The 21,177-nt window shown below is 36.6% G+C and carries 22 protein-coding genes and 1 pseudogene; 14 read left to right on the forward strand and 9 right to left on the reverse strand.

Translation table 11 applies throughout. The annotated features are described in order from the left end of the window. Positions 1 to 337: 337 nt before the first annotated feature. A complete protein-coding gene (locus ACPF63_RS06470) occupies positions 338 to 748 on the forward strand; it encodes an META domain-containing protein (protein ID WP_047385554.1) in 411 nt (136 codons plus the stop codon). A gap of 48 nt (positions 749 to 796) precedes the next feature. On the opposite strand, the gene ACPF63_RS06475 is transcribed toward ACPF63_RS06470, so the two are convergent. The 6 genes from ACPF63_RS06475 to ACPF63_RS06500 form a co-directional block, all read right to left on the reverse strand. Further along, the gene (locus ACPF63_RS06475) at positions 797 to 1,036 is read right to left on the reverse strand and encodes a hypothetical protein (protein WP_002977986.1); all 240 of its coding nucleotides are present in this window, start codon (positions 1,034 to 1,036) and stop codon (positions 797 to 799) included. A 52-nt stretch (positions 1,037 to 1,088) separates the two neighbouring features. Then, positions 1,089 to 1,979 (reverse strand): 3-hydroxybutyryl-CoA dehydrogenase, encoded by an 891-nt coding sequence (locus ACPF63_RS06480; RefSeq protein ID WP_172625701.1) that lies wholly within the window; start codon positions 1,977 to 1,979, stop codon positions 1,089 to 1,091. Between the two features lie 10 nt (positions 1,980 to 1,989). Beyond that, entirely contained in the window at positions 1,990 to 2,400 is a 411-nt protein-coding gene (locus ACPF63_RS06485; RefSeq protein WP_077416421.1) for a hypothetical protein, read from the reverse strand. A 33-nt stretch (positions 2,401 to 2,433) separates the two neighbouring features. Beyond that, positions 2,434 to 3,312 carry a CGA/CIA family class A beta-lactamase gene (bla-A, locus tag ACPF63_RS06490; RefSeq protein WP_426482452.1) on the reverse strand — a complete coding sequence of 293 codons (879 nt, stop codon included), beginning with the start codon at positions 3,310 to 3,312 and terminating at the stop codon, positions 2,434 to 2,436. A gap of 65 nt (positions 3,313 to 3,377) precedes the next feature. Next, positions 3,378 to 5,108 carry a cellulase family glycosylhydrolase gene (locus tag ACPF63_RS06495; RefSeq protein WP_426482453.1) on the reverse strand — a complete coding sequence of 577 codons (1,731 nt, stop codon included), beginning with the start codon at positions 5,106 to 5,108 and terminating at the stop codon, positions 3,378 to 3,380. A gap of 340 nt (positions 5,109 to 5,448) precedes the next feature. Beyond that, positions 5,449 to 6,411, reverse strand: coding sequence for a Gfo/Idh/MocA family protein (locus ACPF63_RS06500; protein ID WP_077416427.1), 963 nt, complete (start codon positions 6,409 to 6,411; stop codon positions 5,449 to 5,451). Positions 6,412 to 6,615: 204 nt separating this feature from the next. Between ACPF63_RS06500 and ACPF63_RS06505 the strand changes: the two genes are divergently transcribed. From ACPF63_RS06505 to ACPF63_RS06525, 5 genes are all read left to right on the forward strand, one after another. Next, complete coding sequence (locus tag ACPF63_RS06505; protein WP_426482454.1) at positions 6,616 to 7,191, forward strand: hypothetical protein; 576 nt, start codon at positions 6,616 to 6,618, stop codon at positions 7,189 to 7,191. Positions 7,192 to 7,293: 102 nt separating this feature from the next. Then, positions 7,294 to 7,944, forward strand: coding sequence for a protein-L-isoaspartate(D-aspartate) O-methyltransferase (locus ACPF63_RS06510; RefSeq protein WP_426482455.1), 651 nt, complete (start codon positions 7,294 to 7,296; stop codon positions 7,942 to 7,944). 216 nt (positions 7,945 to 8,160) lie between these two features. Further along, the gene (locus tag ACPF63_RS06515; RefSeq protein ID WP_077418015.1) at positions 8,161 to 8,424 is read left to right on the forward strand and encodes a prevent-host-death protein; all 264 of its coding nucleotides are present in this window, start codon (positions 8,161 to 8,163) and stop codon (positions 8,422 to 8,424) included. Between the two features lie 74 nt (positions 8,425 to 8,498). After that, positions 8,499 to 9,485 (forward strand): 2-hydroxyacid dehydrogenase, encoded by a 987-nt coding sequence (locus ACPF63_RS06520; RefSeq protein WP_426482456.1) that lies wholly within the window; start codon positions 8,499 to 8,501, stop codon positions 9,483 to 9,485. A gap of 49 nt (positions 9,486 to 9,534) precedes the next feature. Continuing rightward, positions 9,535 to 9,828 (forward strand): hypothetical protein, encoded by a 294-nt coding sequence (locus tag ACPF63_RS06525; RefSeq protein WP_077416437.1) that lies wholly within the window; start codon positions 9,535 to 9,537, stop codon positions 9,826 to 9,828. 111 nt (positions 9,829 to 9,939) lie between these two features. On the opposite strand, the pseudogene ACPF63_RS06530 reads toward ACPF63_RS06525, so the two are convergent. Beyond that, a pseudogene (locus ACPF63_RS06530) lies at positions 9,940 to 10,373 on the reverse strand (endonuclease domain-containing protein). Between the two features lie 249 nt (positions 10,374 to 10,622). Here ACPF63_RS06530 and ACPF63_RS06535 point away from each other — a divergent pair. Together ACPF63_RS06535 and ACPF63_RS06540 are read left to right on the forward strand one after the other, a co-directional pair. Beyond that, positions 10,623 to 12,608 carry a urocanate hydratase gene (locus ACPF63_RS06535; RefSeq protein WP_426482457.1) on the forward strand — a complete coding sequence of 662 codons (1,986 nt, stop codon included), beginning with the start codon at positions 10,623 to 10,625 and terminating at the stop codon, positions 12,606 to 12,608. A 396-nt stretch (positions 12,609 to 13,004) separates the two neighbouring features. Continuing rightward, positions 13,005 to 13,709 (forward strand): TonB-dependent receptor plug domain-containing protein, encoded by a 705-nt coding sequence (locus ACPF63_RS06540; protein ID WP_426482458.1) that lies wholly within the window; start codon positions 13,005 to 13,007, stop codon positions 13,707 to 13,709. A gap of 55 nt (positions 13,710 to 13,764) precedes the next feature. Here ACPF63_RS06540 and tpx read toward each other — a convergent pair whose 3' ends face one another. Beyond that, positions 13,765 to 14,334: a thiol peroxidase gene (tpx, locus tag ACPF63_RS06545; protein ID WP_175627240.1), complete on the reverse strand. Its 570-nt coding sequence runs from the start codon at positions 14,332 to 14,334 to the stop codon at positions 13,765 to 13,767. Between the two features lie 287 nt (positions 14,335 to 14,621). Here tpx and ACPF63_RS06550 point away from each other — a divergent pair, with 287 nt between their 5' ends. The 6 genes from ACPF63_RS06550 to ACPF63_RS06575 all read left to right on the forward strand — a co-directional run bounded on the left by ACPF63_RS06550 (position 14,622) and on the right by ACPF63_RS06575 (position 19,545). Further along, positions 14,622 to 16,250 carry an NADP-dependent glyceraldehyde-3-phosphate dehydrogenase gene (locus tag ACPF63_RS06550; RefSeq protein ID WP_426482459.1) on the forward strand — a complete coding sequence of 543 codons (1,629 nt, stop codon included), beginning with the start codon at positions 14,622 to 14,624 and terminating at the stop codon, positions 16,248 to 16,250. Between the two features lie 147 nt (positions 16,251 to 16,397). Further along, positions 16,398 to 16,907, forward strand: coding sequence for an RNA polymerase sigma factor (locus tag ACPF63_RS06555; protein WP_426482460.1), 510 nt, complete (start codon positions 16,398 to 16,400; stop codon positions 16,905 to 16,907). An 11-nt stretch (positions 16,908 to 16,918) separates the two neighbouring features. Continuing rightward, positions 16,919 to 17,734, forward strand: a complete 816-nt coding sequence (locus ACPF63_RS06560; RefSeq protein ID WP_426482461.1) for a hypothetical protein — start codon at positions 16,919 to 16,921, stop codon at positions 17,732 to 17,734. Positions 17,735 to 17,793: 59 nt separating this feature from the next. Continuing rightward, positions 17,794 to 18,153 carry a DUF7716 domain-containing protein gene (locus ACPF63_RS06565; RefSeq protein ID WP_426482462.1) on the forward strand — a complete coding sequence of 120 codons (360 nt, stop codon included), beginning with the start codon at positions 17,794 to 17,796 and terminating at the stop codon, positions 18,151 to 18,153. A gap of 278 nt (positions 18,154 to 18,431) precedes the next feature. Continuing rightward, positions 18,432 to 18,941, forward strand: a complete 510-nt coding sequence (locus tag ACPF63_RS06570) for an RNA polymerase sigma factor (RefSeq protein WP_077416452.1) — start codon at positions 18,432 to 18,434, stop codon at positions 18,939 to 18,941. A 13-nt stretch (positions 18,942 to 18,954) separates the two neighbouring features. Next, the gene (locus tag ACPF63_RS06575; protein ID WP_047385521.1) at positions 18,955 to 19,545 is read left to right on the forward strand and encodes a hypothetical protein; all 591 of its coding nucleotides are present in this window, start codon (positions 18,955 to 18,957) and stop codon (positions 19,543 to 19,545) included. 42 nt (positions 19,546 to 19,587) lie between these two features. Here ACPF63_RS06575 and ACPF63_RS06580 read toward each other — a convergent pair whose 3' ends face one another. After that, the gene (locus ACPF63_RS06580; protein ID WP_426482463.1) at positions 19,588 to 20,982 is read right to left on the reverse strand and encodes a S41 family peptidase; all 1,395 of its coding nucleotides are present in this window, start codon (positions 20,980 to 20,982) and stop codon (positions 19,588 to 19,590) included. Between the last annotated feature and the right edge of the window lie 195 nt (positions 20,983 to 21,177).

Raw genomic sequence — 21,177 nt, forward strand, 5'->3', positions numbered from 1 at the left:
TCTTTTCTGACTTTATTTATACTCAATCTTTGTCACTCCGTAGGAGTCTTAGCACATTTTATAATCTAATTGTATAGATTTCTTTTGAATGACAAAGACAGTGTGAAATTTTATCGCAGATAAAATCCTGTGCCTTAAATTATTCGCTGTTTCTTAAAAATCATTTGGGGTTTTAATGTTTTCCAACCCTAATCAAGGCAATCAAAAAGACATTTATTATTAAAAATAAAACCAGAAAAAAAATCAAAATGTCAACTGTTAAAGAATAATAAAATTCACTGCAGCCCGTTTAAATAATATAATTTCCGTAAATTTGGATTAATTCAAAAAGAAAAAAATGAAAAATCTTTTTTTAAGTATATGTGCAGCAGCAGTACTGGCATCATGTGGATCCATGACAAGCCCGTCTGCATCTAAAGTAGGAAAGGCTCAGCCTGCTCTTGCCAATACAAAATGGACTCTGGCTGAAACTGTAAAAGGTAAGGTTCCGACATTAAATATTGAAGGAGAGAAAATCACTGGAAATGCAGGGTGTAACAACTATTTCGGAACAGCTTCAATAGATCCGTCTACAGGTGGCTTTACAGCCGGGCAAATGGGATCTACAAAAATGATGTGCAACAACATCGGAGTTGAGCAGAACTTTATGGATATGATGGGAAAAGCAAACAAATATGTGATTTCCGGAAATACTTTAGAATTGTATAAAGACAATCTCTTACTATTGAAATTCACTAAATCAGAATAAAAAACAAAAGGAACTCAATTGAGTTCCTTTTTTATGTTTAGAGTGTTATTAATCTTCCTCTTCTTCGTCGTACTTAGCCAACTCTTCGTCGCACCATTTAAACGCTGCTTCTACTACTTTAGTAGCTTCGTCTGCCATAGTTTCTTCATCATCACCTTCAAGATCATCTAACCACTCAACTTCTTCTTCCTCAACGTTTAAGATAAATCTTGGGTATTCTGTATGAACTACGAATAGATCTTCTGGAAACTCCGAATTATCTGCTAATAAAAACTTTGGTAATTTCATTTTTTTAATGTTTTAACTTTCTCAAAGATAAATAAAATTATTGACTTTAAAATTACTTCAAAAACATTTTTGAAACTTTTTCAGCTTTTTTGCTTTCAGAATAATCATAGAATCCTTCCCCTGATTTTACACCAAGTTTCCCTGCTGTTACCATATTTACAAGCAATGGGTTAGGGGCATACTTTGGATTTTTGAAACCATCATACATTACATTCAGGATGGCAAGACATACATCAAGACCAATGAAGTCTGCCAGCTGAAGCGGGCCCATTGGATGTGCCATTCCCAATTTCATTACTGTATCAATTTCTTCTACACCAGCCACTCCGTTATAAAGAGTTTCGATAGATTCATTAATCATTGGCATCAAAATTCTGTTGGCCACGAAACCTGGATAGTCATTCACTTCTACAGGAACTTTACCCAAAGTTTTGCTCATTTCATAGATTGCATCAAAAGTTTCTTTAGAAGTAGAATATCCTTTGATAATTTCTACCAGTTTCATAATCGGAACCGGGTTCATGAAGTGCATCCCGATTACTTTATCAGCTCTTTTGGTAGCTGCCGCAATTTTTGTGATAGATATAGATGAAGTATTGGTTGCCAGGATACAGCCTTCAGGAGCCAGTTCATCCATCTGGCCAAAGATCTTCAGTTTAAGATCCATGTTTTCTGTAGCAGCCTCTACAATAAGGTCTGCAGCTCCTACGGCCTCATTCAGTGCTGTAAAAGTAGTGATGTTTCCTAATGTTTCAGCTTTTTGCTCCTCTGTAAGGTTTCCTTTTGCAATGATTCTGTCAAGATTGGTAGTAATGGTTTTCAAACCTCTGTCCAGAGCTTCCTGAGATACATCTACAAGATTTACTTTAAAACCGCTTTGTGCGAAAGTATGTGCAATACCATTTCCCATGGTTCCCGCTCCGATAACTACAATGTTTTTGATCATTTTTCCTTTATTTTTTATAGATAGTTAAATTTTTTACGTCAATAAGATCTGTTTGAGAAACAACAGTTGCCGAATCAAAGAAAACGTTTCCTGTGTTTTGGGTTTTCTTACTGTTGTTCTGATTAGAAACAGTAGCCGTTAATCCTCTTATAAGACGGCTTTTTTGATTTTTTGTAAGATAGTCAGTACCAACATATAATGTAAATTCACCTTCTCTGCCTCTGCCTTTCTGTAAAAGAATTTCCAGGCTTTTTACCCTGCTTTTGTTCTTGAATTCCTTCAGATAGCTGATGACAGGTTTATCAGATGGTGGGCCGCAGCATACACTTCCATAGCTGATCTCTAAATAATTCTGATTCTTCTGTGAGTAAAAGAATGTGAAAGCCAGCAGAGCCGTTGTTACTATTATTTTTTTCATGTTAAAAATCGCTTTAAAAATAAGCTTAAAATTTTATTTATTAAAATATTCCCAAACCTCCTTAGAAATATCAGAAATCATCCTGCAGTTTACCGCATCCGTTTCCATTGAATTACTGATAAATACAGCTAATGCATAATGTGTCCCATTAGGTAAAGTAACGATGCCAATTTCATTTTCCGCTCCTGTTAAACCAGCCTTATTTTTTCCGGAAGCTCCCGTTTTTCTGGCCACAGGAGTGTTTTTTGGAAGTTGTTCTACCATTTTGTTTAATCCTGTTGAAGTAGACAGCATTACCTGCATCAGATAATCTGTTGATTTTTTTGATAATAATTTTCCATCATAAAACTTTTTCAGGACATGAACTGCAGATTTTGTAGTGCTGTAATTTTCATACTGAGCCTTCCAGTCTTTATGCATTCCCTCTTCATTATATTTGATCTGAAAACCCTTCACCCCTTTGAAATCCATGAATTTTTGTACGGGCTGGGTTCCTCCCAATAACTTAAGAAGAATATCGCAGCCATTATTATCACTTTTGGCAACAGTATATTCAATCACTTCACTTAACGGAACTTCAACATTGCCTCCCGGATACTTATCACGAAGCGGCGACCATGTATTTTCAAGTAAATTTGATTTGTTCAGTACAATTTTCTGATCTAACGAAAGCTTTCCCTGATCTACAAAATTCAGAACTGCAGCTGCAATGTGGAATTTGAAGACACTTTGCATCGGAAGCTTCTTATCCGCACTTTTATCATAGGTAAAACCATTTTCAAAACCCAGAACAGAAACTCCCACTGTTGCTTTTTTGTTCTTAAGAATTGAATGTATTTTTTGTTCCAATAGCGATGTCTGAGCAAATGTAAATGCAGAAATCAGAAGAAAAAGAAATGCTGTTTTTTTCATAATAGCGAAATTAAAAAGCCCTCCTTTGAAGACCAAAAGAGAGCTGCAATTTAAGATAATTATTACTATTTTACTTCAAAATAATTCAGATTGACCCCATCATTTTCAAAGAATATTCTGATCTTGTTTTCCCCCTTCTGAAGGCTAATGTTTTTAACAGAAACCGTTTTCCAAGTCTCATTTCTTCCACTGGAAGCTAATAATACGGTAGCTAAAACTTTTCCGGAAGCTGTTTCAATCCTTATTTTTGAATCACTGGCTGCCGCATACCGGATGTCAAATGTATAATTTTTGTTCCCTTTTGACTGAACAGTATACTGGAGCCATTCCCCGGATTCTGTTTTCCCCACATAATACTGATTGGTGATTTGATCATTACACTTATAAATGTCTACACCGTCATTTCTCATCTGCTGTCCGGAGTTCCATTCTGATCTTTTGGCAGGGTCACTTACCCATAGATTAATGAAATCTTTATCCAGATAGGCAGAACCCATTTTACCCAGATCATATTCTGAAGCAAATATCCTTCCCGGAACCTGATGATTTTTAAAAGGTTTTGTTGAAGCATCAGTTGTCTGCCTGAACATCGCATCAATAACATCTTTTTTGACTTCTGTATTGCTCAGTTTATAGTTGTCAGCAATCTGTAGTAAAGCTTTTTTTGCATACTCTTTAGACGGTTTTTCACCACCATTTTTCCAGTAATCCAGTAGTTTTTCATATTCAGGAGTGATCTTTACATTGGTGATCCCTGCAATATTATCAATCTTTTTCATCGGCCAGAATGCATACCCGATATTATGTTTATCCAAAAGTTGGATTAGCTCAGTAAACCAAACATTGGAATTTTCACCTGTTTCACCCAGCCAGATAGGCATATTATGCTTTTCTCTGAGATCCAGTGCAAATTTCAGTGTTTGATCATCATTGTAGTTCCAGTATTTATGGAAGCTGAAAGCCATATTGTTGTCCCAGATAGCCGGCAGCCCGTTATAATTATTCCCCCAGCCGTTTCCTTCAATGAAAATTATATGCTTTTTATCAACCTCTCTGATTGCTGCTGTAATATCCTTCTGAAGTTTCCAAAGCGGGGCATTAGACATTTCATCTGTACCATTAGGGTTTTTATCTGTGAAATTAATATTAGGCTCATTAATCAGGTCGTAGCCGCCAATCCATGGGCTGTCTTTATATCGTTCAGCCAGTTTTTTCCAGAATGCTATGGTTTTTCTCTGATTTTCTTCATTGGCCCAAAGTGAAGGTTTAGACTTATCATTATCAGAAATATTGACATCATTTCCCTGTCCGCCCGGAGCAGCATGAAGATCCAGGATGAGGTAGATTTTATTAGCGGCACACCATTGAAGCAGGTCATCGGTCATTTTAAAACCCTCTTCCAGCCATGTATCTTTTCCTTTTACAGGTTCTTTTTCAATCGGAAGTGTGTAAAGATTATAATGCATGGGAAGGCGTATTGAATTGAATCCGGATTTTGCCAGAAAATCAATATCCTGTTTGGTGATTCCGTTTTTCAGATAAGCTTTGTAGAATTCATTCATTCCGTCTTCACCAATTAAATCCACAATTTTTTCCTTAATCTTATACTGAGGGCCGGCAAAGTCAGCTGTTTTCAGCATATAGCCCTCCTGAAGCATCCAGCCGCCCGGGCCCAGGCCTCTCAATTGGATATTTTCACCTTTATCATTAACGATTTTCTGTCCTGAAGTCTTTAATAATTGTGATGTCCCAAATTGAGACAATAAAAGTACGGATATTACAATAGCTCTTTTCATAATGGTTTCAATGGTTTAAAATAATAGGAAAATTAGAGGTTATAATGAATGACGACATCACAAAATGAATCTGTATTCAGATCATTTATGGGGTCATATATCCATATATGTAAAACAAAATCTTTCAATATTGTATTGAATTGTTCTTCAAATATATTGTTTTTTTGTTTTGAAAAGGATTTTTTATTGATAAATCAGTAATTTTTAACGAAAAAATATTAAAGTTTAAAGATCCTGATAAATGTAATGGCCTATTTGAAAACTAAAAATGCTACCTCATAATCATTTTTCGAATATAAGATAGCACTATATGTATGGCTGTGATAAAAACAGCATATTTTTAGCTGATCAGCTTCATGATTTGCAAAGCAATTTTCAATGCTTCAGTTCCGTCTTCAAGAGAAACCTCTACATTTTTACCACTGGTGATGGCATCTGCGAAAGAATTTAACTCATCCAAAATAGCATTGTTGGACTGAATATTTGGGTATTCAAACAAGATCTGATTCTTTTCTCCATCTGCATTTTCAATGATCATATCAAATGGAGTAGGGTTTTCAGGAGCATCTTTCATTCTGATCACTTCGGCCTTTTTCTCAAGGAAGTCTACAGAGATATAAGCATCTTTCTGGAAGAATCTGCTTTTTCTCATCGCCTTCATAGAAATTCTGGAAGTCGTAAGATTGGCAACACATCCGTTTTCAAACTCTATCCTTGCATTGGCGATATCCGGAGTCTTGCTTACCACACAAACACCGCTTGCGTGAATGTTTTTAACCTTAGATTTAGCCATGCTCAATAGAATATCCAGATCATGGATCATAAGGTCCAGTACTACAGAAACGTCTGTCCCGCGGGGATTGAATTCTGCCAGTCTGTGGATTTCAATAAACATCGGATTGCTGATATATTCCTTAGTGGCAATAAAAGCAGGATTGTATCTCTCAACGTGTCCTACCTGTGCTTTAATTCCTTTTTCCTGGCATAAACGTAAAATTTCTTCTGCCTGCTCAAGAGTCTGGGTTACCGGTTTTTCAATAAAGAAATGCAGCCCTTTTTCAATGGCTTTTAAAGCATAATCATAATGATAAACTGTGGGAGTGACAATATCAAGCATGTCAATCTGCTCAAGCAATTCATCAAAATTTTCAAAATATTTATATCCGAATTCGGCTTCTAATTTCTTTCCGTTTTCAATATCTTTATCATGGAAACCTACAAATTCATATCTATCTGATTGATTAAGAAGTTTTAAATGTATTTTCCCCAAGTGTCCGGCACCTACCAAACCTGCTTTTAACATAGCTGTATTAAATTTTTGTAAAGATAGTGAATGTACATTTATAAAATACATGACTTTTCACTTGGAAATATTTAAGTTTGAACGCATGTATTCATTAAAGAAATTACAGTAAATTCACGGTCAGAAAAATAACGATGAAAAGAATAATTTCGATATTACTTATCTTAGGATTATGTACTGCCGGATGTATAGGAGATAGTCCATATGACCCGCAGGCTAGGTGGAACTCCAGAAAATCTGATATTTGAAAAAGGAAGTAACCAGCTTTCCTGGAATATGATTAGCCAGGGCGAAGGATATTATGAAATACAGTATGGAGAGCAAGGTTTTACTTTAGGAAATGGAACCACAGTTGTAACCTATAAGAATTCCTATAGTCTTCCATTGTATAAGAATAATAAATATGACCTTTACGTAAGAAAAAACTGCGGAATAGACAATGGCCGGAGCAACTGGGCGGGACCTGTTACCGTTTTGGCCAGTAATACAACAACTTGTGTAAAACCGGGATATGCAACGTACTCAAAAACGACTTCTTCCGCATATTCTTCTATTTTTGATGCTACAGTATCCTGGGAAAATGATGGGATTTCTATGTATGAAACGGTGTTAACAACCAGTTCTGCACCACCGGCAAGTGGGGAATTAGTGATTACAGGTCAAAAAGCCATTTATATAGGATTAAGTAAAACAGTGAACTATAACTTTTTTGTAAGAAAAAGGTGTGCGGATAATACTTTCAGCGATTTTTATGGGCCCTATCCAATAAAATGGAATTGAGAAATAAGAATAAAGCGGTCATTTTTAGACTGCTTTATTTTTTGTGGATAATTCTTTCATACGATTTCTGGAATCTAATTTCTAAATTCTTATTTTTGTCAAATGCAGGATTCGTTTGTACATAAAGGAAAAAGAAAGATTTTAGTTGATTATCTTCGAAACAGAATTGGAATTTCGGACGAAAATGTACTTTCGGCAATGGGTGAAGTTCCGAGACACCTTTTTATCGAAAGTATCTTTGAAGATTTTGCTTATGAAGACAGGGCATTTCCCATTCTGGCACATCAGACCATTTCCCATCCTTCAACGGTTGCAGAACAATCTGAGCTGCTGCAGGTAAAACCAGGAGAAAAAGTACTGGAGATTGGTACCGGATGCGGATATCAGACGGCTGTTTTAATAGCAATGAAAGCTCATGTATATACGGTTGAAAGACAGAAAGACCTGTTTGACTTTTCTAAAAAGAAACTCAGAGAACTTCATCTGTTTCCAAAATTTCAGAGCTTTGGAGATGGCTTTGCCGGGCTTCCTACTTTTGCTCCATTTGATAAAATTATTGTAACCTGCGGTGCTTCTACCTTACCAACAGAACTTTTAAAACAATTGAACATCGGAGGAATAATGGTAATTCCTTTGGGACCTACGGATGAACAGGTTTTATACAGATTTACCAAAATAGGTCTTACAGAATTTGAAAAAGAAGAATTCGGGGCTTATAAATTTGTGCCGATGCTTGGAAATACCAACCAATAATAACGGAATTAGCAGAAGAACTGGTGTTTGAGACCAGTTCCATCGAATACCAATCTTATCAATAGGAACGGACTATCATCCTGAGCGGAGACGAAGAGAGTCCGTTTTTTTTATCAACATACATTCTATCGGCTTAGCCAAAATTTAAAATATTTTAACTCATTTCGGAATGAAAATTGGACTCATATGAGAACCCAATCACTAAAATCTATTATTATGGATACGAACAGATTCAAAGCGTCACATGATTTTAGTAATCTTCAGAAAAACCTGAATAATAATCCGGGATATAACGCAGAAAGTTATTCCCAGCAGGTAAAAGATTACATTCATGACATGAAAAGCAGGAATCAGGAAGCGACCAAACAGGGATTTATGACACAAGCTCAGAAATCTGCGAAAGAAGTTTGGACAGAAATTCAGGAAATTGCTTCTGAAGCCTGGGAGAAGAACAATGACCGTTCATATGAAAAGAAATAATTTTTAATATTAAAGTTCAGGAACCTTACTTTTTTCGAGTGAGGTTTTTTATTTAGAATCATTAATCCATACCAATGAAAGTCTTTATCAATAAAAAAATTCCCGAAACAGGAATTAAAATGCTGGAAGAAGCAGGACTGGAAATTACAGTTCCTGAAAAAGAAAACCTTTCTTATGAAGAATGGCTGAATTACTGTAAAAATACCGATACCATTGTAAGTATTGGCGCAGAATTTAAATATGACAAGAATTTCTTTGAAGCCTGCCCCAATGTGAAAGCCATTGCTTTATATTCTGTGGGGTTTGATCATGTAGATATCAAAGAAGCTACCAAAAGGAATATTCCGGTAGGCAATACTCCTGATGTTTTGAGCAGGGCAACTTCAGATGTTGCTTTTTTACTCATGCAGTCCGTAGCGAGAAGAGCAAGCTACAATTTCCGGAAAGTAAAAGATGGAAGCTGGGGCGCATTTGATCCCCTGCATGCTTTAGGACAGGAGCTTTATGGGAAAACCCTGGGGATTTTTGGACTTGGTCGTATCGGTTATGAAATGGCTGAGAAATCTAAGAAAGCTTTTGGAATGAATATCATTTATCACAACCGTCATCATAATGAAGAAGCGGAACAGGAATTGGGAGCAGCTTATGTTTCTTTTGAAGAGCTCATCAAAAATTCAGATGTATTGAGTGTTCACGCCAATTTTACTTCTGAACATAAAGAACTATTCAATGAGTCCATATTTGAACAGATGAAACCGGATGCTATTTTTATCAATACTGCCAGAGGTGGTTTTCACAATCAGAAAGATTTGTATCAGGCATTGGTTGATCAGAAAATCTGGGGAGCGGGTCTTGATGTTACCAACCCTGAACCTATGTCAGCAGACGATCCTATTCTTGAACTTTCAAGTGTTTGTATCTTGCCACACATTGGTTCTGCCACTATTGAAGCCCGAAACGGGATGGCAAGACTGGCTGCAGGAAATATCATCGCTTTTTCAAAAAACGAAAAAATGCCGTATTGTGCAAATCCTGACGTTTATTCTGCCCCTTCATCATAACTTGGAATTATTTTTGTTCTGATTATATAAACTTAAAATCTTAAACATCATGGCACCAGAGAAAAATATTAATCAACAGAACAAGAGGTTAGAACAGATGGATTATAACCCTAATGAAGATATATTTAAGAGAGAAAAGCATATTTCGCTTGATGGAGACGGCAATCCTATTTTAGATGAAGATTTTGATGAGGATAAAATAGATAAAGGTTTAGATATTCCAGGAGCCGATGACGATGATGAAATGGAAGAAATAGGGGAAGAAGATGAAGAGAACAACTACTGGAGTCTCAGCGATAATGAAGATGACCATGAAGAAGAAAATGATGATGTTTTAACCTAAAATTTGATGATAACAGACTAGCCTTGCTGAATTTCAGTGAGGTTTTTTATGTTGAATAACGACTTCTTTTAGTAAGACAATTCCCCTCTCTTGGAGGGGTGGATTCAAAATTCAAAGAATTTTTGAAGACGGGGTGGTTCCATAGTACAACACAATAAAATCCTCCAGCTCCTTCATCACCACACTCAGATGATTCCTCACATCAAAATCTGTAATTCTGAAAATAAGCAGTCCTAATGACTCAAGATATTCCTCCCTTATCCCATCATAAACTTCTTTCTTATCATGGCTTGAACCATCAATCTCAATGATAAGACCCAATTTACATAGAAATCAACAATATAATTTCCAATAATTCTTTGTCTGTCAAAATCAATTGTATGAAAATTTTTAGCACGGACTTTTCTCCAAAAGATCACTTCACCCAAGATCCGGGCTTTACGTTTTTCTTTTAATAATATTTTTAAATAGGGGTTGTAGGGCAGGTTCTCAACGAAATTCCTGCGGATCGGAATTCCGTTGATGATGGTGAGGATTTCTTTCATTGTTGTGTTTTAAACCACCCCGTCTTTCAAAGCTCGCACTTTGAAATCCACCCCTCCGGAGGAGGGGAATCGAAGTTCGTTTATTCAAATATAGTATTTAATAGGAGATTGTGATTAATATCCGGATTCGATAATTTTGTATAAACCATAAGCTGAAGCCATTTTCATCCTTTCACTTGCCTATATTTTCTAATTTGAATATCTTTAAAACTTCAAACATTGTTTCAACATAGACCTTTAAATAGCAATATGACATTTCAAGAACAGATACAGCAGGGGATTCCTAATCAGCTGCCACAACCAAAACCATACGAGACCAATATCAACCATGCTCCAAAGCGTAAAGAAATCCTGGGGGAGGAAGAGAAAAAACTGGCATTGAAGAATGCACTACGTTATTTTGATCCTCAGTTTCATGCAGAACTGATTCCTGAATTTAAGCAGGAACTGGAAGATTACGGAAGAATTTATATGTACCGCTTCCGTCCGGATTATGAAATGAAGGCGAGGCCTATCACAGATTATCCGGGACAATCTGAGCAGGCAAAAGCGATCATGCTGATGATTCAGAATAACCTGGATTATGCAGTAGCACAGCATCCTCATGAATTGATCACTTATGGTGGAAACGGAGCTGTATTCTCCAACTGGGCTCAGTATCTGCTAACCATGAAATATCTTTCGGAAATGAGCAACGAGCAGACATTGGTGATGTATTCAGGACACCCAATGGGGCTGTTCCCGTCTCATAAAGATGCACCAAGAGTGGTTGTAACCAATGGAATGATGATCCCGAACTATTCAAAACCGGATGATTGGGAGAAGTTCAATGCATTGGGTGTTACTCAATACGGACAGATGACGGCAGGAAGTTATATGTATATTGGCCCGCAGGGAATTGTTCACGGGACAACCATTACAGCGTTGAATGCTTTCAGAAAAATAAAAAAAGACCCTAAAGGAGGGCTTTTCGTGACTTCAGGATTAGGAGGAATGAGTGGTGCCCAGCCAAAAGCAGGTAATATTGCTGGCTGCATTACTGTATGTGCAGAAGTAAACCCGAAAATCACCAAAATCCGTCATGATCAGAAATGGGTGAATGAGATTTATGAAGATCTTGATTCATTGGTGAAAAGAGTAAGGGAAGCACAGGCTGACAAAGAAACGGTTTCATTGGCTTATCTTGGAAATATTGTTGATGTTTGGGAGAAATTTGATCAGGAAGATTTAAGAATTGACATCGGCTCAGATCAGACTTCACTTCACAATCCATGGGCTGGTGGTTACTATCCGGTAGGCCAAACATTCGAAGAATCTAATATTATGATGGCTGAAAACCCTGAGTTATTCAAAGAAAAAGTTCAGGAAACATTAAGAAGACATGCGGCAGCCATCAACAAACATACAGCAAAAGGAACCTACTTTTTCGATTATGGAAATGCCTTTTTATTGGAAGCTTCCAGAGCCGGAGCTGATGTAATGGCAGAAAATCCGACATTGGGAAGAGAATTCAAATATCCGAGTTATGTACAGGATATCATGGGACCTATGTGCTTTGATTATGGTTTCGGACCGTTCCGTTGGGTATGTTCCAGTGGAAATCCGGAAGATCTTCAGAAAACGGATAATATTGCATGTGCAGTATTGGAAGAAATGGTGAAAAACTCTCCTGAAGAGATCCAGCAGCAGATGAAAGACAATATCCAATGGATCAAGGGAGCACAGGAAAATAAACTGGTTGTAGGTTCACAGGCAAGAATCCTTTATGCAGATGCAGAAGGAAGAATGAAAATTGCAGAAGCTTTCAATAAAGCTATTAGAAACGGAGAAATCGGGCCTGTGGTATTAGGAAGAGACCATCATGATGTTTCAGGAACAGATTCTCCTTACAGAGAGACCTCCAATATCTATGACGGATCGAGATTCACAGCAGATATGGCTATTCACAATGTCATTGGTGACAGTTTCCGTGGGGCAACCTGGGTTTCCATTCACAATGGTGGTGGAGTAGGCTGGGGTGAAGTGATCAACGGTGGTTTCGGGATGCTGTTGGACGGAAGCGATGATGCCGACAGAAGATTGAAGTCTATGCTTTTCTGGGACGTAAACAACGGAATCTCAAGAAGAAGCTGGGCAAGAAATGAAGGCGCTGTTTTCGCCATTAAAAGAGCGATGGAAGCAGAACCTAATCTGAAGGTAACTCTTCCAAACCTTGTAGATGAAAATTTACTGTAAAACATTTTAGATATAAAGAAAACCTGCTGTAAAGCAGGTTTTTTGTTTCTTGTTGTAATAAGAGTTTAGATTTCTTTGGAATGACAAAAGGAGCGCTTAGATTATCCACACAGTCTGTCATTCCGTAGGAATCTCTGCTTTCTCAAGTAGTTTTAGATTCCACGCTTCACTTCGTTTCGCTCTGAATGACAAACATGGTGTATATTTTAATGTGTTTTTAAAGGATCAATCTTACTCGCACAATTATCGGAAAACTTTTTAGCGTCCTCTTTGTCATTCCGCAGGAATCTCAAAAAAAGCTTTGCGATTTTCCAACAAAATTAAAATATTAGAAAATTTCACAACTCTTTCCAACTTTTTCTGTCATTAGTACATCTTTAGAAGAAAAGAGATCCTATGAAAATTACGATACCCAAACCCTGTCATGAAAACTGGAATACGATGACCCCTGATGAAAAAGGAAGATTCTGTGCTGTTTGTTCCAAAACAGTACGAGACTTCAGGAAAGCTCCGGATGATGATATTATAGATTTTTTTTCCGGGACTTCGGAAGAGATCTGCGGGAATTTTAATCCGTCACAGCTCAACAGAGATCTGAGTTATTCTTACATCAATTCTCTTTTTGTGAAATTTGCGGTAGGTGCCATGCTGACAACGGGAGGAATTGTAAGTGTGAATGCACAGCAAAATAAAACCTGTGATACCCTAAAGACCGAAGAAGTACAGGAAATTGTTTTCAGTACTCAGAGAGACAGAAAATTGCTTGGCTCAGTTTCAGTAATACCGGCTAATGCTTTATTAGACAGCAAAGAAAAGGAAAGAAAAGAACTCATTACAAAATTGCCGGGATTATCTGTTGAGCAGCCTCCTAAAGATAATAACAGTATACGTATTGGTGGGGCTCCTTCAAGCGGAGTAATCTATCAGCCTATGTATATTGTAGATGGAAAAATAAGCGATTATGAAAAAGTAAAAACACTGGATCCTAATCTTATAAAGACTATGAATATTCTGAAGGGAGCTTCTGCATCTACAAAGTACGGTGAAAAAGCCAAAGGCGGAATAGTAGTGATTACCACTAAGAAGAAAAGAAAGAAATAAGAACTCCGGCGATCGAAGATCGCCGGAGTCTGTGTTATATCCAAATAAATATGTATTATTTCACCGCTGCAATTGCCGCTTCATAATTCGGTTCATGAGAAATATCTGCAACCTGCTCTTCATAGATGATCTTTCCTGAAGGATCTATCACCACAACCGCTCTGCTCAGAAGGCCTTTCATTGCAGAATCTACCAGCTCCACACCATAGTTCCACCCAAAGTCTGAACGGAAATCTGAAAGCATCACTACATTTTTAATTCCTTCGGCACCGCAGAATCTTTTCTGTGCAAACGGAAGATCTTTGGAAATACAAAGGACTACTGTATTGGGAAGGTTTCCTGCCTCCTCGTTGAAATGATGTACAGAAGCTGAACAAACACCTGTATCTACACTAGGAAAGATATTTAAGATCACATTCTTCCCTTTGTAAGATTCCAGAGTCTGATCATTCATATTCACATCTGTAAGGGTAAATTTAGGGGCTGGCTTATTCAGCGCCGGTAATTTTGCATAAGTATGTACTTCCTTTCCTCCCATTAAAACCGTATTGGTTGCTTTAGATTTTTGTGCAAAGCCTATTGCAGAAAAGAATAATAGGGTACTGAAAACTAATTTTGAAAACATGAAATTTTATTTTTCAGCTAAATTATTCTTTTTTCAGGAGCTGAGATTAATTTTAATTCAAATAGATCAAATCTATTGTCAGATTGTTTTTTTCAAAACATTTTACTTCTACCTTTATATTATTAAACGAGGCTGTCTCAAGAGTCAAATAGTTTGGCTTTTGTCATTCTAACGAAGGAAGAATCTTATTGATGCTTGGAATGTAGATTCTTCACTACATTTCATTTCTTTCAGAATGACACGTTTGAGATAGTCTCAATCTTATCACATAAAAAATAGAAAGATTTATGAGTTCAGAAAATACAGCATCATTCCATCACATTTTTAAGAGTGAAAATGAAATTCCGGAAGAGTATAAAGTTCCGGTCATTCACCAGAGAACTTATTTGTTGAATGGTGAACTGGTAGAATGGAACGGAGATGTCACCGAAATCTATTCTCCGGTGTGCATTCCTACAGAAAACGGATTAGAAAGAAAGCTTTTGGGTAGTATCCCGAATATTGGCCCTAAGGAAGCTATGGATGTTCTTGAAGCCTGTGTAAAAGCCTATGATAACGGTCTTGGTGAGTGGCCTACAATGTCTGTGGAAGGACGTATCAAATGCATGCAGAAATTCGTATATCTAATGATCCAGCAAAGAGATCTGATCATTAAATTACTGATGTGGGAAATTGGGAAAACACTTGCTGATTCTACCAAAGAATTTGACCGTACCGTAGATTATATCAATCAGACCATTGATGCCCTGAAGGATCTGGACAGAGAATCCTCCCGCTTCCAACAGGCAGAAGGCACCATTGCGCAGATCAGAAGAGCTCCGCTTGGAGTGGTTTTAAGTATGGGACCATTCAATTATCCTCTGAATGAAATTTTTACCACATTGATTCCTGCTTTGATCATGGGAAATACCATTCTGTTTAAACTTCCAAAGCACGGTGTATTGGCTCATTATCCTTTATTAAACGCTTTTAAAGAAGCATTCCCGAAAGGAACTGTAAACACATTATATGGAAAAGGATCAGAAATCATCACGCCAATTATGGAAAGTGGAAAAGTGAATGTTCTGGCCTTCATTGGTTCAAGTAAAGTAGCTAATGGCTTAAAAAAGCTGCATCCGAAAGTGAATCGTTTAAGAGCTATTCTGAGTCTGGATGCGAAAAATGCAGCCATTGTTACCAAAAATGCGAATTTAGATGTAGCTGTGAGCGAATGTATTTTAGGGGCGCTTTCCTTCAACGGACAGCGATGCACAGCACTGAAGCTGATATTTGTTCAGAAAGAGATTGCTTTGGAATTTACAGAAAAACTAAGTGCTGCGGTTTCTGCTCTGAAACCGGGATTGCCATGGGAAAAAGACGTAAAAGTAACTCCACTTCCGGAAGTCAACAAACCTCCTTACCTGAAAGAATGTATTGATGATGCTTTACAGAAAGGAGCAGCTGTTTTAAATAAAGATGGAGGCTATACGGATGAATCTTTTGTTTTTCCGGCGGTAGTTTATCCGGTAAACAGTGAGATGAAACTGTATCATGAGGAACAGTTTGGTCCGGTGATTCCTGTTGTTCCATTTGAAGACATAGAAGAGCCTATAGAATATCAGGTGAATGCTTCACACGGGATGCAGGTAAGTATTTTCAGTGAAGATCCTCAGGAAGTAGCAAGATTGATCGATCCGTTTGTGAATCTGGTAAGCCGCGTTAATATCAACTGCCAGGCACAAAGAGGTCCGGATGTTTTCCCTTTTACCGGAAGAAAAGACAGTGCGGAAGGGACACTTTCTGTTTTTGATGCACTCCGTTCATTCTCAATCCGGTCTCTGGTAGCGGCAAAACTTACAGACTCCAATAAAGAATTACTCAACACGATTGTCAGAGAACATGATTCCAATTTTTTAAGCACAGATTATATTTTCTGATCATTTTATATTTAACATAAATAAAAATCCTCAATAAATTTTTTTATTTATTGAGGATTTTTTTAACTTAATGCCAGAAATTAGAGCTTTGTGTTATAATAAGATGATGTTTTTTAGAAATATTATCTAAGGATCAGTGTGTAAATCATGTCTTCACCGGAAAAAGAATTTTTAGAGAAAATTGAAAAGCACAAAGGTGTTGTTTTCAAGATCTCTAAAATGTATATGGATAATAAGGACGATCAGAATGATCTCTATCAGGAGATCATCTACCAGGCCTGGAAATCATACGGTGATTTTCAAAAGAGGAGTGATTTCTCCACATGGCTGTACAGAACTGCGCTCAACACAGCAATTGTTTTCCTGCGAAGTGAAAAAAAACGTAGTTTTATACAGAATCAGAATGTAGATGGGCTGAGTGCCCGGCAGGAACCTTATAATGATACAGATGATGTGAATATGAAGCGGATGTATGAAGCCATTCATCAGCTGAGCCCTATTGATAAAGCGCTTATATTTTTCTTTTTGGAGGGTTTTTCGGGAAAAGAAATTGCCGTTCAGTTAGGAATTACCGAAGTCAATACAAGGGTAAAGCTGAAAAGGGCAAAAGAGAAGCTGAAAGAGATCATTACCAAACAAAGTACAGGTTCTCATTAAAAGATAAAACGATGGAGTTAGAAAACTTTAAAGAACTTTGGAACAAAGATACAGGACAGGAGTCTCCTGAAATTTCTCTTGAAAAACAGAAGGAAATACATTCCCCGTTACAGATGCTGAAAGTAAATATGGAAACAGAGTTCTGGCTGATGATTGTAACGCTGCCTTTACTTTTAACCAATTTCCCGTTTGCTTCTGCCGATTCTAATATTAAAATCATATCCGCATTTGTCACAGTCCTGACCATTGTTATTATCGTCTATTTTTATTCCCGTTTTCTGAAATTGTATAAGCTGCTTCAAAAGAATAGTATCAATACAAATTATGATTTGTTCAATCTTAAAACCCAGCTTCTCATATCGAAAGAAATTTATATAGCCTATTATGTGTCCTATATTCCTCTTGGGTTTCTTCTCTCCCTGATCAGAATTAATTTCCATTTTGAGATGGAATATAATCTGGCTATTTTCGGGATCAGCCTTCTGATCACTCTGCTCCTGATTGCTTTTATCATAAAATACTGGATCTATTATATGTACGGAAGGTATATTGATGATGTAGTACGCCTGGTAGATGAACTGAATGAGATTGAGGTAAGTCCGAGACCTGAAAAGAAAAAAACATGGTTTGAGCGTTCACAGAAATTTTTTATGAATAAAATGGGTATCAAAGGAAATATTCTGAATACCGTTATATGGTTTGTTTCAATGTATATTTTTATCATTTTATTTTTGACAGCAGTACTTTTAATAATTATCGTGGTTGGTGCCAAATTTCATTTTCTTGATATAGGAGCACTGCAGAAAGCTTTAGACCAGTTGAATTAGAAATTGCTCTATTTTCTTTTATTTCCTATCTTTAAAGACGTTGAGGTAAAAAATGTAATATGGATGAGATCAAAAATCAAGTATATCCCATAGAGGAATTTCTTGAGCTTGTAAAGAATAAACAGGATCGGAAGACATCCTTTGATCCTGATTATAATTATGCGGTATACTCTTCAAAAGATGAATTTGAACCGGAAATGAAAATTTTTATCGGTGATCCTTTGGATATTGGTGAAAATGATAACGAAATCTTACCCGATTTTGTTTTTCAAAATAAACTGAGCTATATGTGTTCTGATGAGAATATTCAGGATGTAGTGGATCTTGCTTTTCGGCAGTATGCTGGTGTCACTTCATCTCAGCTTATTGATGCCCTGAACCATTATCTTGAAAAAGACGACTTCTTAGATTTTAAATAAAGACTGAACGATGGACCTTATATTTCCCATATCAGGTTCTTTTTTTATACACATTTTTACTGCTTTTTACTAGCTGTTTAGGTCAGTAAGGAAGATACCTTTAAGGATGATTAAAATTCAACAAGAATTATTTCAGGTACTATTCAAAAAAATAATAAACTTATAAGGACGCACAATGAGAGCCTGGCAGTATCTTTCTGTCCGGTTTTTTTATTTCTTTTGTAAAAATACTGTAACAATTTTTTTAAATGAAAACTAACTCTATAGAGTAACAAATCATGACCTCATTAGAACAAGAGTTTATAAGTCAAATTGAACAGCATAAAGGAATCCTATTTAAGATTTCTAAAATGTACATGACTGAAAAGGATGATCGGGATGATCTTTTTCAGGAGATTACCTATCAGCTCTGGAAAGCATTTCCTGGTTTCAGAGGTGAAAGCGAATTTTCAACATGGCTGTACAGGATCGCTTTGAATACAGCTATTATCTTCCTTAAATCAGAAAAAAGAAGAAGCTTTATTGCCCATGAAGATTTTTCCAATCATATCATTGTACAGGAAGATTATGATTACCGGAAAGAAGAGCGCCTGGCTGAAATGTATAAGGCTATTCATCAACTCAATCCTATTGATAAAGCCTTTATATTCTATTATCTGGAAGATTTTTCAGGAAAACAGATTGCGGAGCAGATGGGAATTTCTGAAGGAAATGTAAGAGTGAAAATGAACCGCTCAAAAAACAAACTTAAAGATATCTTAAGCCAAATAAAAACCAACAAACATTAAAATCAGTAATCCAATGAATATCGATGAATTGAAAAATACCTGGAATGAAGATATTATGGAGGAAACTCCTGAAATAAGTATAGAACAAAGAAATAAACTGAATCTTCCCCTTGAAAAAATACGTAAAAATATGCGTGTGGAATTCTGGTGGGTAATAGGGATTTTTGTTTTTGCTTTTCTGGTTTGCTCAGTCTGCAGGCCTTTTAAATTGCAATTATATATAACGGTTTTAATTGCTTCCATGCTTATTGTTACCGTTTTCTTTTTCAGTAAGTTCTTTAAACTGTATAACGAAATCAGTAATCCTGCACCTAAGACCTACGATTCTCTGAAAGATCTGGTGATGCAGCTGAATCTGAATAAACAATATTATCTTTCATACTACATCAGTTTTGCACCGTTTCTGGTATGTGAGATTCTTATTGTTCTGGAATTTATCCCGTGGCCAAAACCTTTGAGTGAACTGAAAATTGCAGTGATCTTAATAGGTTCTGTGATTGGAGGATTGTTTTTACTCTACCTGGCCGGGAAATTCTGGTTTCACCGGTATTACGGAAGATATATGCAGCATATTGAAAATCTTTTGGAAGAGTTGAAAAGATAGAAAAGAGTTCGGCGGGCTGAAAGCCCGCCGAACCTTTATAAATTATTGTCCCTTATTGTCTTTTTCCTTAGCAATTTCATTTTTTATCCAATCCAGTTGTGGATCTTTTTTGTCAATAATATCCTGCATGCTTTCAGTTACTACTACATCGGGAACAACACCTTTCCGAGAGTCTGAGAATTTGATATTAGGCTGCACCAGAAGTAATCCGATTGGAAACCTGATTTTAGAATTAGGAAGTTTCTGATAAGAATAGAAACCTGCAACAGTTCCATCGTTAGCGCCACCGGTTTCTTCACCTACAAGAGTTGCCCTTTTATCATTCTTAAGCTTGGCAGTAATAATAGAAGATGCTGAGAAGCTTCCTCCGTTGATCAATACAAAAACTTTTCCGTGGAAAGCCTGTTTATTAGGTTTTGTGGGTTTATCAGCTTTCATTTTATAGAAAACTTTTCCGTCTTTTTTATACGTACTGAAAGCCTGCGCGAAGAAATAACTTGGATAAGCAATACTTTTAAGAGCATATTCTAAAGGATTGCTTTTTCTGAAATAATTTGTACGCAGTGGAGTATCCCTTGACGTTACCTGGGAAGGTTTGATCAGGGTAAAAGGTGAATCCGCTAAATAGGAGTACAGGTTATTGATCTCATAGAGAGAACCTCCATAGTTATTTCGGACATCTATGATGAGGTAGGGAGCTTTGGCCTCATTGATCTTGGCAAAGGTTTTTTTATAAAATTCATCAGAATAATCTCGGGAGAAACTCTGTACCTTTATATAAGCGATAGTGCTGTCTTTATCCAGGAATTTAAAACTTCTGTTATAAGAATTACTTGAAACTACATAATCGTTCAGTTTCTTTTCAAGCGTCTTTTTCTTCATTTCCTTATCCTTTTCAAGATCGGAATCAGATTTTATTTCCCTGCTTAAAGTATACGTTCGTTTTTCTCCCTGATAAAGTGTTTCAAGAGTTGCTTTACTCCCCAAACCGTTCTCTGCAGTATAAAAATTAAAGAAAAGGTCTTTTAAAAAATAGGGGTGGAAAGTTGTATTATCACCATCACTGCTGATCAGACTTCTGTACTTCTTTATATAATCTGATACAGGAACATTATTAATTGATAAAATTTCAGTTCCGGGTTGTATATGCTCAATAGAATCTCTGTTTTGAATAATATACATCTGATCGCCTGATATATAATATTCGAGACGGCTGAACATTCCCTTCTGATGTTCCAGTCTTTTAAACTCTCTTTTGTTAAACTTTTTTCTGGGAATTCTCAATGAAAGATGCCCTTCCCGGATTCCCGCAATGACAGGCTGAAGTTTAAAATAAAACTGAAGAGGAGTAAGAGATTCGGTGAGAGTCTGTTTAAGACTATCAAATTTATGATCCAATTCCTTCTTGGGAATATACCAGTATAATTGAGGATGCATTTGCTGTAATTTTGAATAAGCAAAGTCCACATCCTCTTTGAGTTGCTCCGGTGGAATACATGAGGCCCGCTGTTCGTTGTGTTTTTTTATAGAGGCACAAGACGAAAGTATTGCGAGAAGAAATATTACCGAATAATTTTTCAATAGATCTGAGTTTTTTAGGATGCTAAAATAGAAAGTTTAAATTTAATCATG

The organism is Chryseobacterium sp. R2ACT005, from assembly GCF_049949215.1.
Classification (GTDB): domain Bacteria; phylum Bacteroidota; class Bacteroidia; order Flavobacteriales; family Weeksellaceae; genus Chryseobacterium.

Bases quoted from the DNA above. Each gene is read 5' to 3' on its own strand.
- bla-A (WP_426482452.1), bottom strand. From the start codon at position 3,312: ATGAAAAAAACAGCATTTCTTTTTCTTCTGATTTCTGCATTTACATTT.
- ACPF63_RS06535 (WP_426482457.1), top strand. From the start codon at position 10,623: ATGACATTTCAAGAACAGATACAGCAGGGGATTCCTAATCAGCTGCCA.
- ACPF63_RS06550 (WP_426482459.1), top strand. From the start codon at position 14,622: ATGAGTTCAGAAAATACAGCATCATTCCATCACATTTTTAAGAGTGAA.
- ACPF63_RS06515 (WP_077418015.1), top strand. From the start codon at position 8,161: ATGGATACGAACAGATTCAAAGCGTCACATGATTTTAGTAATCTTCAG.
- tpx (WP_175627240.1), bottom strand. From the start codon at position 14,334: ATGTTTTCAAAATTAGTTTTCAGTACCCTATTATTCTTTTCTGCAATA.
- ACPF63_RS06495 (WP_426482453.1), bottom strand. From the start codon at position 5,108: ATGAAAAGAGCTATTGTAATATCCGTACTTTTATTGTCTCAATTTGGG.
- ACPF63_RS06565 (WP_426482462.1), top strand. From the start codon at position 17,794: ATGGATGAGATCAAAAATCAAGTATATCCCATAGAGGAATTTCTTGAG.
- ACPF63_RS06540 (WP_426482458.1), top strand. From the start codon at position 13,005: ATGAAAATTACGATACCCAAACCCTGTCATGAAAACTGGAATACGATG.
- ACPF63_RS06485 (WP_077416421.1), bottom strand. From the start codon at position 2,400: ATGAAAAAAATAATAGTAACAACGGCTCTGCTGGCTTTCACATTCTTT.
- ACPF63_RS06505 (WP_426482454.1), top strand. From the start codon at position 6,616: ATGACCCGCAGGCTAGGTGGAACTCCAGAAAATCTGATATTTGAAAAA.
- ACPF63_RS06580 (WP_426482463.1), bottom strand. From the start codon at position 20,982: ATGCATCCTCAATTATACTGGTATATTCCCAAGAAGGAATTGGATCAT.
- ACPF63_RS06500 (WP_077416427.1), bottom strand. From the start codon at position 6,411: ATGTTAAAAGCAGGTTTGGTAGGTGCCGGACACTTGGGGAAAATACAT.
- ACPF63_RS06510 (WP_426482455.1), top strand. From the start codon at position 7,294: ATGCAGGATTCGTTTGTACATAAAGGAAAAAGAAAGATTTTAGTTGAT.
- ACPF63_RS06475 (WP_002977986.1), bottom strand. From the start codon at position 1,036: ATGAAATTACCAAAGTTTTTATTAGCAGATAATTCGGAGTTTCCAGAA.
- ACPF63_RS06520 (WP_426482456.1), top strand. From the start codon at position 8,499: ATGAAAGTCTTTATCAATAAAAAAATTCCCGAAACAGGAATTAAAATG.
- ACPF63_RS06570 (WP_077416452.1), top strand. From the start codon at position 18,432: ATGACCTCATTAGAACAAGAGTTTATAAGTCAAATTGAACAGCATAAA.
- ACPF63_RS06560 (WP_426482461.1), top strand. From the start codon at position 16,919: ATGGAGTTAGAAAACTTTAAAGAACTTTGGAACAAAGATACAGGACAG.
- ACPF63_RS06555 (WP_426482460.1), top strand. From the start codon at position 16,398: ATGTCTTCACCGGAAAAAGAATTTTTAGAGAAAATTGAAAAGCACAAA.
- ACPF63_RS06470 (WP_047385554.1), top strand. From the start codon at position 338: ATGAAAAATCTTTTTTTAAGTATATGTGCAGCAGCAGTACTGGCATCA.
- ACPF63_RS06575 (WP_047385521.1), top strand. From the start codon at position 18,955: ATGAATATCGATGAATTGAAAAATACCTGGAATGAAGATATTATGGAG.
- ACPF63_RS06525 (WP_077416437.1), top strand. From the start codon at position 9,535: ATGGCACCAGAGAAAAATATTAATCAACAGAACAAGAGGTTAGAACAG.